Origin of the sequence: Sorangium sp. So ce362 (assembly GCF_051519845.1) — a bacterium.
Classification (GTDB): Bacteria; Myxococcota_A; Polyangia; order Polyangiales; family Polyangiaceae; genus Sorangium.
The window spans coordinates 11,299,663-11,316,679 of record NZ_CP150332.1 but is presented as its reverse complement, the minus strand read 5'-3'; the positions used below and the strand labels follow the sequence as shown (position 1 = coordinate 11,316,679).

16 protein-coding genes are annotated in these 17,017 nt (G+C 72.8%); 5 read left to right on the top strand and 11 right to left on the bottom strand.

Features of this window, described 5'->3' with window-relative positions:
* Nucleotides 1-16: 16 nt before the first annotated feature.
* Both WMF17_RS43385 and WMF17_RS43380 read right to left on the bottom strand, forming a co-directional pair.
* Nucleotides 17-1,810: a S49 family peptidase gene (locus tag WMF17_RS43385; RefSeq protein ID WP_437646758.1), complete on the bottom strand. Its 1,794-nt coding sequence runs from the start codon at nucleotides 1,808-1,810 to the stop codon at nucleotides 17-19.
* Nucleotides 1,811-1,868: 58 nt separating this feature from the next.
* Nucleotides 1,869-3,980 carry a zinc-ribbon domain-containing protein gene (locus tag WMF17_RS43380; RefSeq protein WP_437599422.1) on the bottom strand — a complete coding sequence of 704 codons (2,112 nt, stop codon included), beginning with the start codon at nucleotides 3,978-3,980 and terminating at the stop codon, nucleotides 1,869-1,871.
* Nucleotides 3,981-4,380: 400 nt separating this feature from the next.
* Here WMF17_RS43380 and WMF17_RS43375 point away from each other — a divergent pair, with 400 nt between their 5' ends.
* The 3 genes from WMF17_RS43375 (at nucleotide 4,381) to WMF17_RS43365 (ending at nucleotide 6,745) form a co-directional block, all read left to right on the top strand.
* Nucleotides 4,381-5,517, top strand: a complete 1,137-nt coding sequence (locus WMF17_RS43375; RefSeq protein WP_437599421.1) for a hypothetical protein — start codon at nucleotides 4,381-4,383, stop codon at nucleotides 5,515-5,517.
* 193 nt (nucleotides 5,518-5,710) lie between these two features.
* Nucleotides 5,711-6,034, top strand: coding sequence for a YtxH domain-containing protein (locus WMF17_RS43370; protein WP_437646756.1), 324 nt, complete (start codon nucleotides 5,711-5,713; stop codon nucleotides 6,032-6,034).
* A 192-nt stretch (nucleotides 6,035-6,226) separates the two neighbouring features.
* Nucleotides 6,227-6,745, top strand: coding sequence for a hypothetical protein (locus WMF17_RS43365; protein ID WP_437646754.1), 519 nt, complete (start codon nucleotides 6,227-6,229; stop codon nucleotides 6,743-6,745).
* Nucleotides 6,746-7,001: 256 nt separating this feature from the next.
* Here WMF17_RS43365 and WMF17_RS43360 read toward each other — a convergent pair whose 3' ends face one another.
* From WMF17_RS43360 to WMF17_RS43345, 4 genes are all read right to left on the bottom strand, one after another.
* A complete protein-coding gene (locus tag WMF17_RS43360; RefSeq protein WP_437576972.1) occupies nucleotides 7,002-7,313 on the bottom strand; it encodes a hypothetical protein in 312 nt (103 codons plus the stop codon).
* Nucleotides 7,314-7,323: 10 nt separating this feature from the next.
* On the bottom strand, nucleotides 7,324-7,533 hold the full coding sequence (locus WMF17_RS43355) for a hypothetical protein (RefSeq protein WP_437646752.1): 210 nt from the start codon (nucleotides 7,531-7,533) through the stop codon (nucleotides 7,324-7,326).
* A gap of 315 nt (nucleotides 7,534-7,848) precedes the next feature.
* Complete coding sequence (locus WMF17_RS43350; protein ID WP_437646750.1) at nucleotides 7,849-8,562, bottom strand: HAD family hydrolase; 714 nt, start codon at nucleotides 8,560-8,562, stop codon at nucleotides 7,849-7,851.
* A 2-nt stretch (nucleotides 8,563-8,564) separates the two neighbouring features.
* On the bottom strand, nucleotides 8,565-10,343 hold the full coding sequence (locus tag WMF17_RS43345; protein ID WP_437646748.1) for an AMP-dependent synthetase/ligase: 1,779 nt from the start codon (nucleotides 10,341-10,343) through the stop codon (nucleotides 8,565-8,567).
* A 254-nt stretch (nucleotides 10,344-10,597) separates the two neighbouring features.
* Between WMF17_RS43345 and WMF17_RS43340 the strand changes: the two genes are divergently transcribed.
* Complete coding sequence (locus WMF17_RS43340) at nucleotides 10,598-12,637, top strand: serine/threonine protein kinase (protein ID WP_437646746.1); 2,040 nt, start codon at nucleotides 10,598-10,600, stop codon at nucleotides 12,635-12,637.
* Nucleotides 12,638-12,651: 14 nt separating this feature from the next.
* On the opposite strand, the gene WMF17_RS43335 is transcribed toward WMF17_RS43340, so the two are convergent.
* From WMF17_RS43335 to WMF17_RS43320, 4 genes are all read right to left on the bottom strand, one after another.
* Complete coding sequence (locus WMF17_RS43335) at nucleotides 12,652-13,347, bottom strand: hypothetical protein (protein WP_437646744.1); 696 nt, start codon at nucleotides 13,345-13,347, stop codon at nucleotides 12,652-12,654.
* A gap of 138 nt (nucleotides 13,348-13,485) precedes the next feature.
* Entirely contained in the window at nucleotides 13,486-13,857 is a 372-nt protein-coding gene (locus WMF17_RS43330) for a YXWGXW repeat-containing protein (RefSeq protein WP_437646742.1), read from the bottom strand.
* Nucleotides 13,839-14,801: a prepilin peptidase gene (locus tag WMF17_RS43325; RefSeq protein ID WP_437604370.1), complete on the bottom strand. Its 963-nt coding sequence runs from the start codon at nucleotides 14,799-14,801 to the stop codon at nucleotides 13,839-13,841. The genes WMF17_RS43330 and WMF17_RS43325 overlap by 19 nt, the downstream gene beginning before the upstream one ends.
* A 10-nt stretch (nucleotides 14,802-14,811) precedes the next feature.
* Entirely contained in the window at nucleotides 14,812-15,099 is a 288-nt protein-coding gene (locus tag WMF17_RS43320; RefSeq protein ID WP_437646741.1) for a hypothetical protein, read from the bottom strand.
* Nucleotides 15,100-15,161: 62 nt separating this feature from the next.
* On the opposite strand from WMF17_RS43320, the gene WMF17_RS43315 reads away from it, so the two are divergent.
* Nucleotides 15,162-16,457 (top strand): formylglycine-generating enzyme family protein, encoded by a 1,296-nt coding sequence (locus WMF17_RS43315; protein WP_437599411.1) that lies wholly within the window; start codon nucleotides 15,162-15,164, stop codon nucleotides 16,455-16,457.
* Nucleotides 16,458-16,488: 31 nt separating this feature from the next.
* Here WMF17_RS43315 and WMF17_RS43310 read toward each other — a convergent pair whose 3' ends face one another.
* A complete protein-coding gene (locus WMF17_RS43310) occupies nucleotides 16,489-16,938 on the bottom strand; it encodes a YbjN domain-containing protein (protein ID WP_437599410.1) in 450 nt (149 codons plus the stop codon).
* Between the last annotated feature and the right edge of the window lie 79 nt (nucleotides 16,939-17,017).

The following is a 17,017-nucleotide window of genomic DNA, read 5'->3' as shown; positions in this document are numbered from 1 at the left end:
GGTGCGATCTCGCGCCTTACCGGAGCGTCACCGCGAACGGTAACACCGTGAGCGCCCTCTCTCCGGCCAGGAGCGGCGCCATCGCGGCAGCGAAGGTGCTCACCTCCGGCGCGACGCCGAGCCACTCGGGCAGCAGGGCCCCCGCCATCTCCTCCCGCGCGCGCTCCTTGAGCGCCGCGCGGTCCGGGGTCCGCGCGGCGTTCTCGCCGGCCTCGTCGCCGGTGGCCAGGAGCTCGAGCAGGCCTCCATCGTCCTGCTCGATCTCGACCGGCGCGTCCGCGGGCAGCTTCGCGAGCTCGCGCGCGAGCGCTACCGCCCGCTCCAGCCCGCCTAGCTCATCGACGAGCGAGCGCCCCTGGGCCTCGACCCCGCCGAAGATCCGCCCCTCCGCGGACGGCGCGATCGTCTCCAGCGGGAGGTTCCGCCCCGCCGTGATGCGCCTCAGGAACAGGTCGTAAACCGCCTCCATGGAGGCGAGCACGCGGGCGCGGGTGGGCTCGTCCCAGGGCGTGAGCGCCGACATGTACGCGGCGCGCGCTGCCCGCTCCGGATCCGGGTTGGCCGCGACGGTCTCTGCGTTGATCCCGATCTGCGCAAGCGCCTTCCCGACGGCGAACTTGCCGCTCACGACGCCGATCGAGCCGATGATGCTCGTCGGCTCGGCGAGGACCTGGGTGCCGGCGCAGGCGAGGTAGTAGCCGCCGCTCGCCGCCATGCCGCCGATCGACACGACCAGCGGCTTCTCCTCCCGCAGCCGCATCAGCTTCTGCCAGAGCAGATCCGAGGCCAGCGCGGACCCGCCGGGCGAATCGATCCGCAGCACGACCGCCTTCGTGCTCGTGTCCTTCGTGAGGCGCGTGATGATCCGTCCGAGCTCGCGCTCGCCGATCCCGTCCGACGAGCCGAGCGGCACCCCTCTGGCGGTCATGGTGATGCCGCCGATCGCCGGGACCACCGCCACGTGCGGCGTGCCCAGCGTGCTCGCCCCGGAGATCGCGCGGAACACGTCCACGAGGCTCCGCGACAGGCTCGGGTCGCGCGGGGCGCCGCCGAACCGCGGCACGGAGATCTCGGTGCCGGAGAGCTTCTTCGCGTCCTCGATCGCGGCCTCGAGATCGCCGAGCTCATCCACGAGCCCCCTCGCCTTCGCGTCCTCCGGGGCGAACGGGCCGTCCTCGACGGCCTCGCGGAGCTCCTGCTTGCCGCGCCCCTCCACGATGCCCGAGAGCCACGCCTCCCGCAGCCCGCCGAGCGCCGACTGGAGCGACTGGCGCGCCTCGGGGCTCGCCCCTTCGCGCGTGAACGGCTCGCTCGCGCCCTTGAACTTCCCCACCTGAAGGAAGTCGACGTCCACGTTGAGCTTGTCGAGGAGCCCCTTCGCGAACACCAGCTGCGCCGCGATCCCCACCGTGTCGACCTGCCCGGCCGGGCTCAGCCAGAGCTTGCTGCAGGCGGCGGCCGCCAGCAGCATCGTCGCGTTGTTGTACTCGTCCGCGTGACACACGACCGGCCGCCCCGCCTTGCGGATGTCGCCGAGGATCCGGCCGATCTCGTGGGCCCGCGCGAACCCGAGGCGCGCGCTCCCGAGCCGCACGAGGAAGCCCTTCGCGCCATCGGCCTCGGAGAGCGCCCGCAACGACTGCACGAGCTGCGCGTGCGTCCTGCCGCTGGGCGGGCCGAAGAGCGACGCCGATGCGCTCTCGGGGAGCCCGCGCGAGAGATCGATCTCGATGACCGCCGGCTCGTCGAGGCGCCCGGCAGGCGGCGCCGGCAGCGACGCCGCCCGCTCTCTCCCGGTGCACCCTGCCATCGATGCTGCCACCGCGAGGACGCCGGCACCGGCCCACCGCATCCGTCGAGCTCGGCGCTTACTCATGCTTGATTCCAGGCAGATCGGAGGTGTCGATCGCCGGCGCTGTCGTGCTCGGCGAGGCGGTCGGCGGCGGGTGCACGCCGGGGAGGTCGCTCGTGTCGATCGTACCGCCCGGGGCGACGTAGTCGTCCGGCACGCGGCCGTCGTCCGGCTCCGCCACCCGGCGGACGCGCCCCGGCGGCGCCGGCGCGGCCGGCGGGCTCGGCTCGGGAGCGACCGCCGGAGGGCTCTTCGGGCGCGCGCTCGAGACCGGGTCGGCGCCGCCGCTCGGCTCGTCCTGCGCCTTCTCGATCCGGTCGATGAAGGCCCGGAGCGGGCGCGCGAGCAGGTGCGGCCGGCTCATGGCGAGCAAACGCTCGTTCTCGACGCGCGCGGCCGCGAGATCGCCGGACCGCGCGAGCGCGACAACGAGGAGCGCCCGCGCCCGCCCGGGGATCTGCTCGATGCTCGCCGCCGCCCGGAGCCGCTTCACGGCCCAGCTCGGCTGGGCCTCCGCGAGATCGAGCGCGGCCAGCGTGAGGGCGTTCTCCGGCTGCGCGCTCTCGGCCGAGATCGCGCCGACGAGCCGCCGCGCCGAGGCGAGGTCCCCCTGCATGCGGAGCAGATCGATCGCGGCACGGTTCACCTCGGCGTCCTCGGGCGCGACGCGCCGCGCGTGGTCGACCGCCTTGCCAGCGCGGTCGATCGCGCTCTGGAGCTCGTGGCGCATCGTGTCCAGATCCGGATCGTCCTCGGCGAGCAGCTGCAGCCGCAGCCACCGCATGTCCGCGTTCACCGTCTCGACCCGGGCCAGCGCCACGGCGACCCGCGGGTCGTCCTCGGCCAGCGCGCTCGCCTTGACGAGCTTGTCCCTCGCCGTCTCGAGATCCCCCTCCGTCAGGCTCCGCTCGCCGTCGGCGAGCAGGGTCGCGACGCGCTCGTCGCTCGTCGCCGGCCGGGCCTGGGCGGCCGGCTTGAGGTACTTCGGTCCGAGGGTCGCGACGCTCACCACCATGAGGCCGATGACGATGAGGCCGACGATCCACCGCGCGATCCCGGTCCTCCTCATGGGCAGCGAGGTGAACTGCGGTTCCCCGTCCCCTTCGTCGGCGTACGAGGGTCCCCCGTCGGGGTCGGCAGACGACACAAGCGGCATCGGCGCCCCAGCCCTCCGCGCTGCGCGATCCTCCGTGGCGGCGCGCGGCGCCCCGCCGCGCCTCGCCGCGGAGCCGTCTTCTCCCTGGCCGTCGGCGGGAGCAGACGCGGCCGCGCGCTCGACGCGCGGCGGCGGGACGCTGTTCGGGATCCGCAGCGGAGCGAGCCCGGCAGCCCGCCCCGGCGCTTCGCCGCCGGCGTCGGCGGCCCCAGGCTTGACGCTGCCGTGGCGCACCTCGGCGACCCCGGCGCCGCGGAGCGTCCGCGGCTCCTGCCGGCGCGCGGGGTACGCGTCCGGCAGCGGCGGCGCCTCTTCCGGCGGCACCACGACCCCGGGCAGCGCGCTCGGCTTGAGCATCGCCCGCGCCGGAGCGCCGGCATCGGGCTCGTAGACCGCGGGCATCGTCGCGCGGCGCGGCGAGGGGCGCTCCTTCGCGGACTGGACCTCCCGCACGTCCCGCACGACCGTCTCGGCCTCGTGGACGGACTCGGGGCCGGCCTCCTCGCTCGGCTCCGCGCGCGGGAGCGGGATCGCGATCGAGACCTCGGTCTGCGCCGGCGCTGGGCCGCCGAGCCCCTGCGGCGTCAGCGACCTCGAGCGGCCGGCCAGCGGCGAAGGCCCGCCGATGCCCAGCGCGGTCCCGGCCATGACAACGCTGCCCGGGCCCTTGAAGAACGGCTCCAGCTCCGCGATCGACCCGAGCCGACGCGGCCGCGCGTTGCCGCGCGAGATCACGTCATCGCGGGTGATCTGGCCCTGGGCGATCGCCGCCTGGAGTTCCCGGAGCATCTTGAACTCGAGCTCCCTGCCGCCGAGGGTGCGCACCACCCACCGCTCGGGGAGGGCGCCGTCGGTGCGGCGCACCTTGAACTGGTAGCCGCAGTTCGTGCACTTGACCGTCGTACCGCGCTCCGACACGAGCGCGTCGTCGAACTCGTATTCGGTGCTGCAACGCTCGCAGGTGACATCCATCGGCTCGACCGGTCCCCGTGTCCTCGCGAACGGCTGGCCCACAGGCGCGAGCCTGCCGGGATCCCTCGCTCGGAGGTGGCCGCCCGGAACTCGGCGGAACGGTAGCACGGGTTCCCCTGCGCGCCCCAGGCGGTCCGCGCCGCGCCGCGCCATCCCGCCCGGTCGCTGCGAACCGGCCTCCGCGAGGCGCGGCCCATGGGTCGCGCACGGTCGCGCCGCGCGCGGCCACATCCCGACGTGAACGCGGCTTCACGGCGCGCGCGCGAGCGGCCGAAATTCGCCGCGCCTCGCCGGGCTTGTTCGGGGCATGTCGCTTGCTACGCTCGTCCGGTCGCGACCGTCACGCGCGAGGGCGCCCCCCCTCGACGCCGGGCGGCCGAATGCCTTCGGGAGACGGTGAATGAAGCGACTTACTCTGCTGGGTCTCGCGAGCGTGCTGGCGCCCCTCCTCGCGGGTTGCCCCATCTACGATGACGCCGACAGCGACTACTTCTGCGATGCAGAGGACTGCGGGTCCGGCGCCCCGAGCGCGAACGGCTGTGAGGAGCCGGCCGACTGCGGGGTCAACGAGACCTGCGGCCGGGACAACGAATGCCACGTCGGCGACTGCACCGCGTGGGGGTGTAGCGGCGGCTTCGAGTGCGTGATCGCCGACGATCGCACCGCCTCGTGCGTCGCGACCGGCTCCTCCGGGGAGGGCGGCGGCGGCAGCGGCGGCGGCGGAGGGGGCGGCGCGGTGTACTGCGGCAACCCCGACGACTGTGCCGCGGGCGAGACCTGCGCGCCGGACGGCACGTGCCAGCCCGGCAGCTGCGACCAGGTCCTCCCGAGCGGCGAGCCCCTCGGGTGCATCCACGGCCATGTCTGCGAAGGCAACGGCGACGCCGCGACCTGCGTCCCGGCGACCCCGGCCGCCTGCGGCGCCGACGCCGACTGCGCCGGCCTCGGCGCTGACTACCTCTGCGTGAGCGGCATCTGCACCGCGCCTCAGGACCAGTGCTTCGACCAGACCCAGTGTCCGGTCAACGACAAGTGCGTCGAGGGCAAATGCACGCCGGCCTGCAGCGAGGACGCCGACTGCCCCAGCAGCTACCGCTGCGACGCAACCCTCGGCACCTGCTCCCAGCCTGCGCAGCCCTGCGTCATCACCGACGACTGCGGCGGCCCCGCCGCCGTCTGCGTCGACGGCGCCTGCGTTCCGAGGAGCGACGGCGCCGACTGCCCCGAGGGCGACGTCTGGGTCGAGAACGGCTGCATCCCGAATCAGTCGAGCAACTTCGTGTGCCGCGAGGATGGCGCGCAGGACGTCTGCGCGCCGGGGTCGATCTGCCTGCACCACAGCTGCTACATCTCGTGCGAGCAGCCGAACCCGAACGCATGCGACAACCAGTCGCCCTCGCTGAGCGAGTGCAGGACCGTGACGACGTTCTCCGGCGTCCATCAGGTGTGCGGATCGAGCGAGAACCTCGGCGGCGAGTGCGAGCCCGAGACATCCTGCAGCGACGGCGGGGTCTGCGTCGACGGCTTCTGCCGCTAGCGCCGCGGCGCTCCTCGCACCGCGCTCGTATCCACGGCAGGGCGCCCGCGCGCCCTGCTCCCTCCGTGCGCAATATGCCCTTGGCATGCGCGCTGCCTCACGTCCCGCCGGTCACTGTTCCAGCCACGTGAATCCACGCTGAGGGATACGCGATGCTCGCGCCCCGAACGCTGTGCGAACCGACGGAGCCACAATGAAGGCAACCGATCTCGTCAATTACATGGCCGACATGTTCCCCTACAGGAGAAGGAGCTCACTCGACTGGATCGTTCCCGTTTCGGTCGGCCTCGGCCTCGGCGTCGCGGTCGGCGTCGGGGTCGGCGTCCTGGTCGCGCCGACCTCGGGTGACGAGGCGCGCCGCCGGCTGCGCGACAGCACAGGCCGGCTGCGCGAGCGCGCCGAGAAGGTCAAGGATCGCGCCCTGGGCGCCGCGCGGCGGGCTCAGGACGAGATCCAGGAGAGCACAAGCGCGCCCCCCGGGGAGCGCTCGTTCGCCAACGACCTCGGCGTTCGCTGAGCGAGCCCTCGGAGCAGGGCGCGAAGGCGCCGGCACCGTCCCAGCGCGGCGCGGCGCCTTCCATCATTTCCCGAACGCTTTCCGGCGGCCGAGCGACATCTGCGCAGCCCGAGCGGCACAAGCGATGCTTTTCCGAGAGCAGATGGATTGAACGAGCCACCTCGCGAAGCGCGTCACAGGGGCCCTCGTCGAATGATGTATTACCGGACGCTCACTGCATTCTTCCCAGGCCGCACGGAAGCCACGGGCGCGCTTGGCCGCCTGCTCGCCCTGGGCGTCGCGGCCGAGGACATCAGCATGGTGCCCAAGCAGCACTCCCGTCTGGACGAGATCGAGCTGACGATCCACAGCAAGGCGTCCGAAGGGGCCGCCTTGGGCGCCGTGATCGGAGGGCTCGTCGGGGGCGCGCTCGCCGCGATGACGGCGGGAGGCGCGCTGATCATCCCGAGGCTCGATGCGTTCCTGGCGGGGCCCATCGTCGCGTGCCTCGCCGGGGCGGGCGCCGCCGGCGCGGCCGGCACCCTGCTGGGCGCCGTGCTCGGCGCGCGCTTGCCCGAGTACGAGGCGCGGCGGCTCGACGAGGTCGGCAGCGCGGGCGGCGGCGCGGTGCTCTCCGTCCGGTGTCTGCCCGACGTGTCCCGCAGCGTCGAAGAGGTGCTGAGCGAGAGCGGCGGTCGACGCATCCGCAAGACGTACAGCCGCCGAGCCTGAAGGACGCTCGCCCGGCGCGCAGCGGCCGAGGCGACGCCTCGCGCGGGCGGCGCACGCCGGGCGCGACGTGGGGCGGTGCGCATCCCGCAAGAGGGCGGCGCAGGTGCCGCCGAGGGCGCACGCGCTGGTGGGTGGTGGCCGGATTTGAACATGAAGGCGGGAAGGCGGGAAGAAAAGATCAATGATCTTCCTGCATTACCGCCTTCATGGGATTCACTCCGGGGCCAACGGGCCACCACCCGCAGGTACTGGGGGGTCAGGGCGACGATCCGAGCTGTTCCTGGGATCGCGCCTGCTCGTCGAGGAAGGTTCCGACGGCGTGAGCGAAGGTGCTCTTGACATAGCTGCGGGTCGCGAAGGACCCGAGCCTGCTGAGCACGCGCGGCGTCAGGCCCCCGCCGAGCAGGAACCCGAGCCCAGCCGCCGCAGCGAGCGCTACATGCGGGTTCTCCCGCGCGAACGCCGAGACCGCCCGTGTGACCTCCGTTGCGTCGAGCCGGCCGAGCGCGTCGTTCACCTTCTCCCGCGCCTCGCGCTCCCGTGTCGCCTCGACCTCGCTTTCCGTCATGGTGACCTCCTCAACCCAGCCGTGTAACGACCCGTCCGATCAGGTATCCCACCGCGGCCACCACGCACAGCGTGGCCACGGGGCGCTCCTGCACGAGCGAGACGAGCCGCTCGTCCGCGCGGCGGGCCTCGCTGACGACGCGAGGGAAGACGGCGGGAACGTTCGCTTGCCGCTCCCCGAACACGGGCTCTTCTTCGATGCTTGCATCCTTGACGACCATCGTGAGCCGGTCTCCAGCAATGCCCGAACCACCCGAAAGACGTGCATCGGCTGCACGATCCGGAGACCGGCGCACCGGCGTGAGGCAGCAGGCCGGGGAGATCCCGGAGAGAAGCGCGCGCGACGCGCGCGGGGCGGAGGCGCCTCCCGGGACGTTCGTGCTCACAGAAATGAGGGCGCCGGGGGAGCGCCGCCCGCGGTGGCCTTGCGCGTCGGCTGCGCGCTTGCGGACCACCGCCCACCTGACGGGCCCGCGAGCGCGGAGCCTCGCGCTGGCGCACGAAGGTGGACAGCCTAGAAGCGCACGCCGAACGTCCTAGAAGCGCACGCCGAACGTCCTGAGCGCGCCGCGCAGCGCATCCGCGCCGTCGCACACGGCCACGCGCTCGGCGTGGGGCATCTGCCCCGCCCGCTGCGGATCGCCCTTGAACCAGACGGCCTGCATTCCTGCCGCGAGCGCGCCATCGACATCTGCAGCGAGGGAGTCGCCCACGTGGATCACCGCGGCGAGCGGCGCGCCGAGGCGCTCGGCTGTCCACGCGAAGATCTCCCTGCCCGGCTTCTCGAACCCGAGCCGCCCCGAATCCGCGATCGCCACGAAGTGCGCAGACCAGCCGAGCTCTTCGACCAGCTCGGCGAGCCGACCCTCCGAGTTCGACAGCACCGCGACCGGCACGCCGGCCCGCCTGAGCTCGACCACGACGTCGATCATCCCGGCGATCGGCCGGCGCCAGAGGTTCTTCCGGGGCTGCTCCGTCCAGAGCCAGTCGACCGCCGCGTCGAGCGCGCCGGCCGGCACGCCGCCCGCCTCGAGCAGGCGGCGCATCATGATCTTCCACGGGTGCCCGCCGAGCCCGCGCAGGATCGCGTCGTTGTAGGCGCGCCATCCCTCGTCGACCGCCCCGTCCAGCTGCTCCCGGGAGGCGGCGATACCCCGCTCCGCGAGGCGGGCGGAGAGCAGCCCGGTGTCGAGCTCCACAAGGGTCTGGCCAAAGTCGAAAGAGACGGCGGTGGCAGGCTCGTTGCGCATGATTACTCGGCGTACATCGCCTCGATCTCGCGCGCAAAGTTCTGGCTCACGTTGCGCCGCTTGATCTTCAGCGTCGGCGTGAGCTCGCCGTCCTCGATGGTGAAGCCGCGCGGCAGGATCGAGAATTTCTTGATCGTCTCGACCTGCGCGAGCTGGCCGTTCACCTCGTCGACGGCCCGCTGCACGGCCTCTTGGATCTCCGGCGACGCGTGCGAGAGGTCGCCGCTCTGCCCGCGCTCGGCCGCGAAGCGCTTCACGGCGTCGGGCGCCAGCACGAGCAGGGCCGTGAGGAACCTGCGCCGGTCGCCGACGACCACCGCCTCGGCGATGAGGCCGTGGCGCTTCAGCGCCTCCTCGATGTTCTTGGGAGAGACGTTCTTTCCGCCGGCCGTGATGAGGATCTCCTTCTTCCGCCCGGTGATGTGGAGGAACCCCTCCTCGTCGAACCTGCCGAGATCCCCCGAGTGGAGCCAGCCGTCGACGAGGGCCTGCGCCGTCGCCTCCTCGTCCTTGTAGTAGCCGAGGAACACGGTCGGCCCCTTCACGAGGATCTCGCCGTCGTCGGCGATCCTCACGTCCAGGCCCGGCACCGCGGGGCCGACGGAGCCGAGCTTCGTCCTGCCCGACAGGTTGTAGCTCGTCGCGCCGGTCACCTCCGACTGGCCGTAGACCTCGGTGATCAGGATATCGAGCGACGCGAAGAGCTCGAGGAGCTCCTTCGCGATGGGCGCCGCGCCGCTGCTGCACACGTGCGCCCGGCCGAGCCCCAGGGCCGCCTTCACCTTCGAGTAGACAAGCTTGTCGAAGAGGCGGTGCTGCAGCGCGAGCAACGGCCCCGGCTTCTCGCCCCGCGCGCGGAGCTCGCTGTGCTGGAGGCCGACGCGCCGCGCCTGCTCGAGCGAGAGCTTCTGCACGCCCTTCGCCCCGGAGAGCTTCGCTTCGATCCCGGCCCTCATCTTCTCCCAGACGCGCGGGACCCCGAAGAAGGCGGTCGGACGCACCTCCCTGAGGTTGTCCGCGAGCGCCTCCATCGACTCGGCGAAGTATACGGCCGCGCCGACCGAGGCCGGGATGTGGATCGTGAACATCTGCTCGGCGATGTGCGACAGCGGCAGGTAGGACAGGCCGATGTCCCAGGGCGAGAACGGGAGGATGCGCGCCGCCAGGTCGGCCGAGCTCGTGAGGTTCTCGTGGCTCAGCATGACCCCCTTCGGCGGCCCCACCGTCCCGGAGGTGTAGAGCAGCGTCGCGAGCCCCCGCGGCTCGAGCGCGTCGAGTCGCTGCTCGAGCAGCTCGTCCGAGATCCGGCTGCCCCGGGCGAGGAACTCGTCCCACGACAGCACCCGCGGATCGCCCTCCGGCGCCGCGCCCTGCATCAGCACCACCCACGCGAGCTGCGGCAGCCGATCCCACTGGCGGAGGACCTTCTCGAGCTGGTCCCTGTTCTCGACCAGCACCAGCTTCGAGGCCGAATGGTGCACGACGTGGCGCACCTCCTCGGGCGAGCACGTCGTGTAGATGCCCGCGGGAGCGCCCCCGATCGCCATGCCGGCCACGTGGAGCACCACCCACTCGGGCCGGTTGAAGCCGAGGAGGCTCAGCTTGTCGCCCGGCGCGACGCCGAGCGCGATGAGCGACTTGCCGGCGCGCCGCACCTCGCCCGCGTACTCCCGGAAGCTGGTCATCCGCCAGAACCCCTCCTCCTTGACGTAGTGGGCTGGAGCCTCGGGCCGCGCCTTCGCCTGACCCAGCAAGCGCCGCGGAATCGAGTCACAGGGCATCGGCTACCTCTTCACAAGAAATGGTGCGCAAGTCAGGGCGAGCTTCTCACATCCTCCCCCCAGGTACAGGAACCTCGCCGCGAGTGACATTTTTCACAATAGCAGGCGCCGCGTCGGGTTGCCGAGGGCTTCTGGGCTGGATGCCGGCTCGCCGTCATGGGCGAGCGCGATCGGCGCCCGCCCGATGCGATGCAAGCGCTTGCCCGCGCTGCGGTCTGCTTGACTGGACGTCGCTGGATCAGGACCATTCTGCGGTGAGCGAGCCCAAGGGGACGAACGACGAGGCTGACTGGGCGGTGGACTCCGCTCGCAGCAACGAGCTCGCCGCCTCTGGCCCGCCGGAGCATGTGCAGACGACGATCGACACGCGGACCCTGCGGTCCAGGCAGCTGCCCGTCCCTACGTCCTCCGAGCCTCCGCCGACGGTCCCCATGCGACGCCCGGACCGCGACGCGCCGACCCCCGTCGGCCGGGATGCGCCGCCGGATGTGCCGCTGTCCCCTCCCGACCGGGACCCGCGCAGCCTCGGCAAGTATCGGTTCATCGCGACGCTCGGGCACGGGGGCATGGCGGACGTGCACCTGGCGGTCGCGGTGGGGCCGGCAGGCTTCAGCAAGCTGCAGGTCATCAAGCGCCTGCGGCCCAACATCGCCGACGAGCCCGAGTTCCGGGACATGCTCCTCGACGAGGCCCGCCTCGCCGCCCGGCTGAACCACCGCAACGTGGTGCAGACCAACGAGGTCGGCCTCGCGGACGGCGAGTACTTCATCGCCATGGAGTACCTCGACGGGCAGCCGCTCAGCCGGGTGATCTCCCGCGCGCGCGAGCAGGAGCGCGCGATCCCGCTGGCCGTCTCGCTGTGGATCCTCAGCGAGGTGCTGGCCGGCCTCCACTACGCCCACGAGCTCGTCGACTACGACGGGACGCCGCTCCACGTCGTGCATCGCGACGTCAGCCCCCACAACATCTTCATCACGTACGACGGTCAGGTGAAGATCGTCGACTTCGGGATCGCGCTCGCGGCGCACCGTGTCGTCGAGACGCAGGCCGGCACGCTGAAGGGCAAGGTCGCGTACATGGCGCCGGAGCAGGCGTTCGCGCACTCTTCCCAGATCGATCGGCGCGCGGACATCTTCTCGGCCGGCGTCATCCTCTGGGAGGTGCTCACCGGCCGCCGCCTCTGGCGCGGCCTGACGGATCCGCAGATCATCTCGCGCCTGATGCGGGACATCCCGGACGTGCGGTCCGCCCGCCCCGACGTGCCCTTCGAGCTCGCGCGCATCTGCGCCCAGGCGCTCGCCCGCTCGCCCAGTCGACGCTATTCGACGGCCGCCGATCTGCGCGCGGAGCTCGATCGCTACGCGGAGCGCCGGAGAGAGCAGGTGGCGGCCGAGCAGGTCGGCGAGCTCATGGGCGAGCTGTTCGCCAACGAGCGGGCCGAGATCCGGGCGATCATCGATCGCCAGCTCAAGCAGCTGCGGGAGCACGGCCCCGACGCGGGAGGCGCGGAGCTCGCCGGCCGCGCGTCGAAGCTGCCTTCGCTGCCGATGCGCGAGCCGCTCGACTCCTATCCTTCCGCGGATGAGGGGGCGATCACGACCTCCTCGCCCCCGACGCCTGCGCGTCCGCTCCACCGCTCGAGCCCGCCGCAGGCGACGCTCCACGCCGTCGTGCGGACCGAGCCCGCCCCCGCCGCTCAGCCCGCGCCGGCGCCGCGGCGCTCGCGGCTGCCGCTCGTCGCGTCCGCAGCGGTCATCGCGCTGATCGGCGCCGCGACGCTGTACCTGAAGGTGCGCGATCCGGGCCGGCAGAGCGTCCGCATGACCGCGCCGCCGGCCCAGAGCGCACCGCCTGCGCCGACGTCTGCGCCGGCGCTGCCGAGCGCCGAGCTCTCCCCGCCGGCAGCCGAGAGCAGCGCCCGACGCGCGGGGGCGGGTGCTGCGCTCCTCCGCGCGTCGATCAAGGCGAGCCCGACCAGCGCGCAGATCCTCGTCGACGGGGTAGCGCTCCCCTCGAATCCTTTCGACGGCAAGCTCATCAAGGACGGCGCGGCGCATCGGATCGAGATCTCCGCTCCAGGCCACGTCGCGCAGCGACGGATGCTCGTGTTCGACAGGGACATCGAGCTCGAGGTGACGCTCCACCAGACGCAGCGGGGGCCGGCCCCCTCCCCCACGGCCAGGGCCACCGCGACCGCGCAGCCCGGCGCGCCCCCGGCCAAGGTGGCTCCGACCCTCGCCTCACCCGCCGAGGAGGCTCCGACCCTCCCGCCGCCGAAGCCCGATCCGTACTGACGCGACGGACGCGCTTACAGATCCCTGTAGCCCGTGGGCGGCTCGACGAGCTTGGCCGCCTTCGCGACCCCGCGGAACACGTAATCCGAGTAGCTGTAGGGGCCGTCCGACCACACGAGAAAGTCGTCCTCGAGCAGCCCGTTCGGCGCACCCCCGCAGAGCTCGGGCGCCGCGAGGACGGGGCCTTCGTTGTAGATCGACGCCGATGCGTTCACCGCTTCCTCGGCTTCCTCCATGGCGGTCAGCGCCCCGGCGTGCCGGTCCGCATCGAGCTCGTCCACGGGGTAGAGCTCCCAGTCGAGCAGTACGAGCTCCGGGTGCGGAGGGTCGTTCGGGGCCGACGCGAAGGGGGCGTGGGGGGCCTCGGGGAGGCCCGTCCGCGCGAGCACCTCGAGCAGACGGCCCCGGTAGCGCTCCGCCGCCTCGTCGGGGGCCCAGAAGGCCGTGAGCGCCGCGATCACTTCCTCGGTCTTCGCCTCTCGCCACAGCGAAGGATCGCGCGAGCCGAGCTCGATCCCGCGCTCTTTCTTCAGGCGCGCCTGGAACGCGGCGGCGGGCGGCGCGAACTCCGGCAGCTCGGCGAGGGCGTGATCGACGGACCAGTGGAGCCGATGATCGACCTCGCGCACGTACCGGTGCTTGCCGAGAGCGCGGAGGAGTCGGGCGATTTCGTCGGGTGTGCGCGCTGCGAACGACCAGGCAAGCATCATGGGGCTGAGCTCATGGATCCGTGCAATCCGTGCAAGGGACGGCGCGCCGAGCTGGCTCGCCGGCGCCGGGCGGCGGCGGGCGCCGGCGTCGAGCACCTCGGCACGGGGTGACTTTCCATCGCACGGCCGCGGTGTCGATCACTTCTTGCCGGGCACGTGCCATACCCCGGCGAACCACACCAGCGATCCGTCGGAGCGGCGCACGGTGGCGGTGGGAGCGAAATACCCGCCCGGCGGGACGGCCTCCCATCGCCCCGGCTGCCACGCCCAGCGGCGGCTCCGCCACTGCCACTCGCCGTCGATCCAGACGAGGCCCGGCGCCTCGGGCGGCGAGATGATCTCGACCCGCGCCGGCGGCGGCGGGTAGGGCACGACCACCGCGGGCTCGCTCGGCAGGTGGGGGCCGGTCGGAGGCAGCGGGAGCGAGCTGCCGCAGCCCGCGAGGGCGAGGAGCAGCGCGGTCGGGGCGAGCGCGCGGCGGAGCTGGGCCTTCATCCAGCGTCGATCCATGAGAAATACGCGTCGAGCACGTCGCGGCCGACGAGCAGGCATTCCAGCGTCGCGAGCGCGAGGAACGGGCCGAACGCGATGCGGGCCTGGCCGAACCCCTCGCCGGGCGCCTCCGCGAGCGGATCCTGCGCGATCTCCTTCTCGGCGGCCGCGCGCTCCTCGGGGGACATCGCCGCGAGCTCGGCGCGGATCTGCTCCCGCTCGAGGCGCACCGCCTCGGGCTCCTCGATGCTCCCGCGCACGAGCAGCATGCCGATCGCCACGATCGAGCCCTGGACGGCGCCGGCGCCGAGCACGAACAGGGCGCCCCCCCAGCCGAACCAGGCGCCCGCCAGCATGAGGAGCTTCGCGTCGCCGAGCCCCATGCCGACGCGGCCGCCGCGGATCCGCGGGTAGAGCACGACGAACGGGAGCCAGACGACGGCGAAGCCGATGGCCGCGCCGAGGAGCGCGTCGGTGAAGCCCATCGAGCGCAGCGACGCGGTGGCGACGCCGAGCACCGCGCCGCCGATCGTGATCGCGTCGGGGATGTACATGTGCTCGAGGTCGATGAACGTCGCCGCGAGCAGCCCGAGCGCGAGCGCGAGATCGGCGGTGTAGGTGGCGAGCGCGTGGAGGATCGGCGTCGACCAGGGGAGCTGGAGGATGATGAGCTCGACGATCGCGAGCGACAGGACGCCGCCCGCCGCCTCGACGAGCGGATACCGCGGCGACACCGGCGCGCCGCAGCAGCGGGCGCGGCCGCGCAGCAGGAGGTAGCTGAGGACGGGGATGTTGTCGAAGGCGCGGATCGGCGTGCCGCACGCGGGGCAGCGCGAGCCCGGCCGGACGACGCTGAGCTCGCGCGGGACGCGGTGGATGACGACGTTGAGGAAGCTCCCCCAGAGCAGGCCGAAGCAGAGCGCGAAGGCGCGCAGGAACCACGGAGGGAAGTCGGCGAGCATCACCGGCGGCTCATGTCCTCGGGCTCGAGGCCGCGAGCCGGAGCATCATCGTGAGCGCCTGCTCGAGCTCCGCGACCGTGGGTTGCACGGGGTTCTCGGAGAGCGCCGCCTTGAGATCGATGAGGCGCCCGCCGAGCTCCTGGTAGTGCCGGCGCACGCCCTCGGTCGGCGCCTCGGCGACCCACCGCCTCACGATCTCGCGCAGCTCGTCGAGATCGCTGCAGGCGAGGAGCTGCGCCATCTGCGAGGCCATCGGATCCGGTGCGCCGCTCACGCCCTGCCCCATCCCGGCCAGCATAGCGCGGGCACTTTGACGGGCGAGGGGTCCTGCGACATAAGGCGGAGCGCTTTCGAGGAACCGTGCCGACGAGGACGCCCGCCGCTGCCCTGATCCTGCTCGTCACCACCGGCATCGCCGGAGGGTCCGGCTGCGGCCGCGCGGAGCAGCAGCAGCAGCAGGCCGGGGAGAAGCGCGCGGACGGAGGCCCGCCGGTGACGCCCGCGCCGCCGGGGAAGGTGCTCGAGGCGGCCGAGAACGAGTCGCCCGCCGCGAGCGCGAGGCCGCAGGCCGGCGCCGCGGCGGCGGGGCCGGCGCGCATCGAGATCCCCGCCGGGAAGCTCGTCGCGGGGAGCACGCCCGGGGACAAGGGGCGCGATCCGACGCTCGAGCCGGCGTTGCTCGACATCGAGCTGGGCGGCTTCACCATCGATCGCTACCTGTACCCGAACGATCCCGCGCAGGCTCCGCTCACCGGCGTGACGCGGGCGCGCGCCTCGGAGCTCTGCCAGCAGGCCGGCGGGCGGCTGTGCGCCGAGCTCGAGTGGGAGCGCGCGTGCAAGGGCCCCGAGGGGACGCCCTACGCGGGTGGGGCCGCGTGGGACCCGGCGTGCGCCAAGGCGCCGGCGTCGTGCGCGTCCGGGTTCGGCGTCGTCGGCATGGGGGCCGCGCTGCGCGAGTGGACCGCGAGCGACGTCGCGCCGATCGAGAACCTCCAGCCCAAGGCCGCCGCCGTGCGAGGGGCCACGGCGAGCGCGAGCGGCGTGGATCACCGGTGCGCGCGCCGCGCGGCGGTCGATCCGAGCGCGTCGGGCGACGACATCGGCTTCCGGTGCTGCCACGGCGCGCCGAACGCGGCGTCGATCCCGTCGCCGCAGTGGCAGCAGACGTTCCGGCGCGCGGAGATCGGGCCGCAGCAGGTCGCCGAGCTGCTCGCGTCGGTGCCGCAGCTCCGCGATCTCGGCGGGGAGGTCTCCTTCTTCAAGGAGCCTGACGACGTGAACGTCGTGCTCAACCGGGGCCGGACGCGGCTCTCGCCGAGCGGCACGCCGGCGCTCCAGCCCGGGGCGGGCCCGCCCCCGAACACGACGCTCACCACCTCGCCGATGCTCTGGAACCCGGTGCCGGGCGAGGAGGTGCTCGTGGTGACGGGGAAGTCCGACGACGACACGTTCATCGTCGCGTTCCTGAAGCTCCCCGGAGATCGCTACCGGATCGCGTCGTCGCTCCTGCTGAAGGGCGAGCCGGGGCCGATCGCGCTCGGCTTCAACGGCTACGTGCGGCGGCGGCTCACGTGGGCGACCTGCTGGGATTGCCGCGGTGAGTCGGGCAACATCTCCTACCGGGACGACCACCGCGTGGTGATCACGCAGCGGTGATCGCGTGAGGGCGCCGGCCGTGCCCGACCTGTCAGGCGTCGGTGCCGAGCAACGCGTGCCGGTACGTCGTGGCGTACTCGATGAGCCGCTCGACCGCATCGACGAACTCGGAGCGGTCGAGCGACTCGGTGGGCAGCTCGGCGCACAGCAGGATCTGGTTCCGCTCGTCGAGGGCGAACTTGGCGACGCGCATGTCGCGGTTGGCCTCGAGCAGGTGACGGAGCACGCCGAGCATCTGGCCGAGCTCCTCGGCCAGGGGCGTGAGCCTCGCTCCGTCCTCGTCACGGCCCTCCGTGTCGACCGGATCGAGCACGCCGAACATCGAGAGCACGACCCAGTTCTCGGTGCACTGGACGAAGAACGGCGGGAGCTCGACGACCCCTTCCTCGCGCGGACGGATGCGCAGGGTCGACGGCTTCGCCAGCTCGGCGCTGTAGCCGATGTCCTCCGTCCAGCGCTGCAGGGTCGCCACGTCGATCACGGTTCAACGTGATCGCCCCGCTGGCGCCGGAGATCAAGGTGCGCGCGCGGCGAGGCGCTCGTGCGGGTCGCCCTGGGGC

Coding starts and splice junctions, on each gene's coding strand:
- WMF17_RS43380 (WP_437599422.1), bottom strand. CDS start 3,980: ATGGATGTCACCTGCGAGCGTTGCAGCACCGAATACGAGTTCGACGAC.
- WMF17_RS43360 (WP_437576972.1), bottom strand. CDS start 7,313: ATGACGGAAAGCGAGGTCGAGGCGACACGGGAGCGCGAGGCGCGGGAG.
- WMF17_RS43350 (WP_437646750.1), bottom strand. CDS start 8,562: ATGCGCAACGAGCCTGCCACCGCCGTCTCTTTCGACTTTGGCCAGACC.
- WMF17_RS43325 (WP_437604370.1), bottom strand. CDS start 14,801: ATGCTCGCCGACTTCCCTCCGTGGTTCCTGCGCGCCTTCGCGCTCTGC.
- WMF17_RS43320 (WP_437646741.1), bottom strand. CDS start 15,099: ATGCTGGCCGGGATGGGGCAGGGCGTGAGCGGCGCACCGGATCCGATG.
- WMF17_RS43385 (WP_437646758.1), bottom strand. CDS start 1,810: ATGGCAGGGTGCACCGGGAGAGAGCGGGCGGCGTCGCTGCCGGCGCCG.
- WMF17_RS43330 (WP_437646742.1), bottom strand. CDS start 13,857: ATGGATCGACGCTGGATGAAGGCCCAGCTCCGCCGCGCGCTCGCCCCG.
- WMF17_RS43345 (WP_437646748.1), bottom strand. CDS start 10,343: ATGCCCTGTGACTCGATTCCGCGGCGCTTGCTGGGTCAGGCGAAGGCG.
- WMF17_RS43335 (WP_437646744.1), bottom strand. CDS start 13,347: ATGATGCTTGCCTGGTCGTTCGCAGCGCGCACACCCGACGAAATCGCC.
- WMF17_RS43370 (WP_437646756.1), top strand. CDS start 5,711: ATGAAGGCAACCGATCTCGTCAATTACATGGCCGACATGTTCCCCTAC.
- WMF17_RS43355 (WP_437646752.1), bottom strand. CDS start 7,533: ATGGTCGTCAAGGATGCAAGCATCGAAGAAGAGCCCGTGTTCGGGGAG.
- WMF17_RS43365 (WP_437646754.1), top strand. CDS start 6,227: ATGATGTATTACCGGACGCTCACTGCATTCTTCCCAGGCCGCACGGAA.
- WMF17_RS43375 (WP_437599421.1), top strand. CDS start 4,381: ATGAAGCGACTTACTCTGCTGGGTCTCGCGAGCGTGCTGGCGCCCCTC.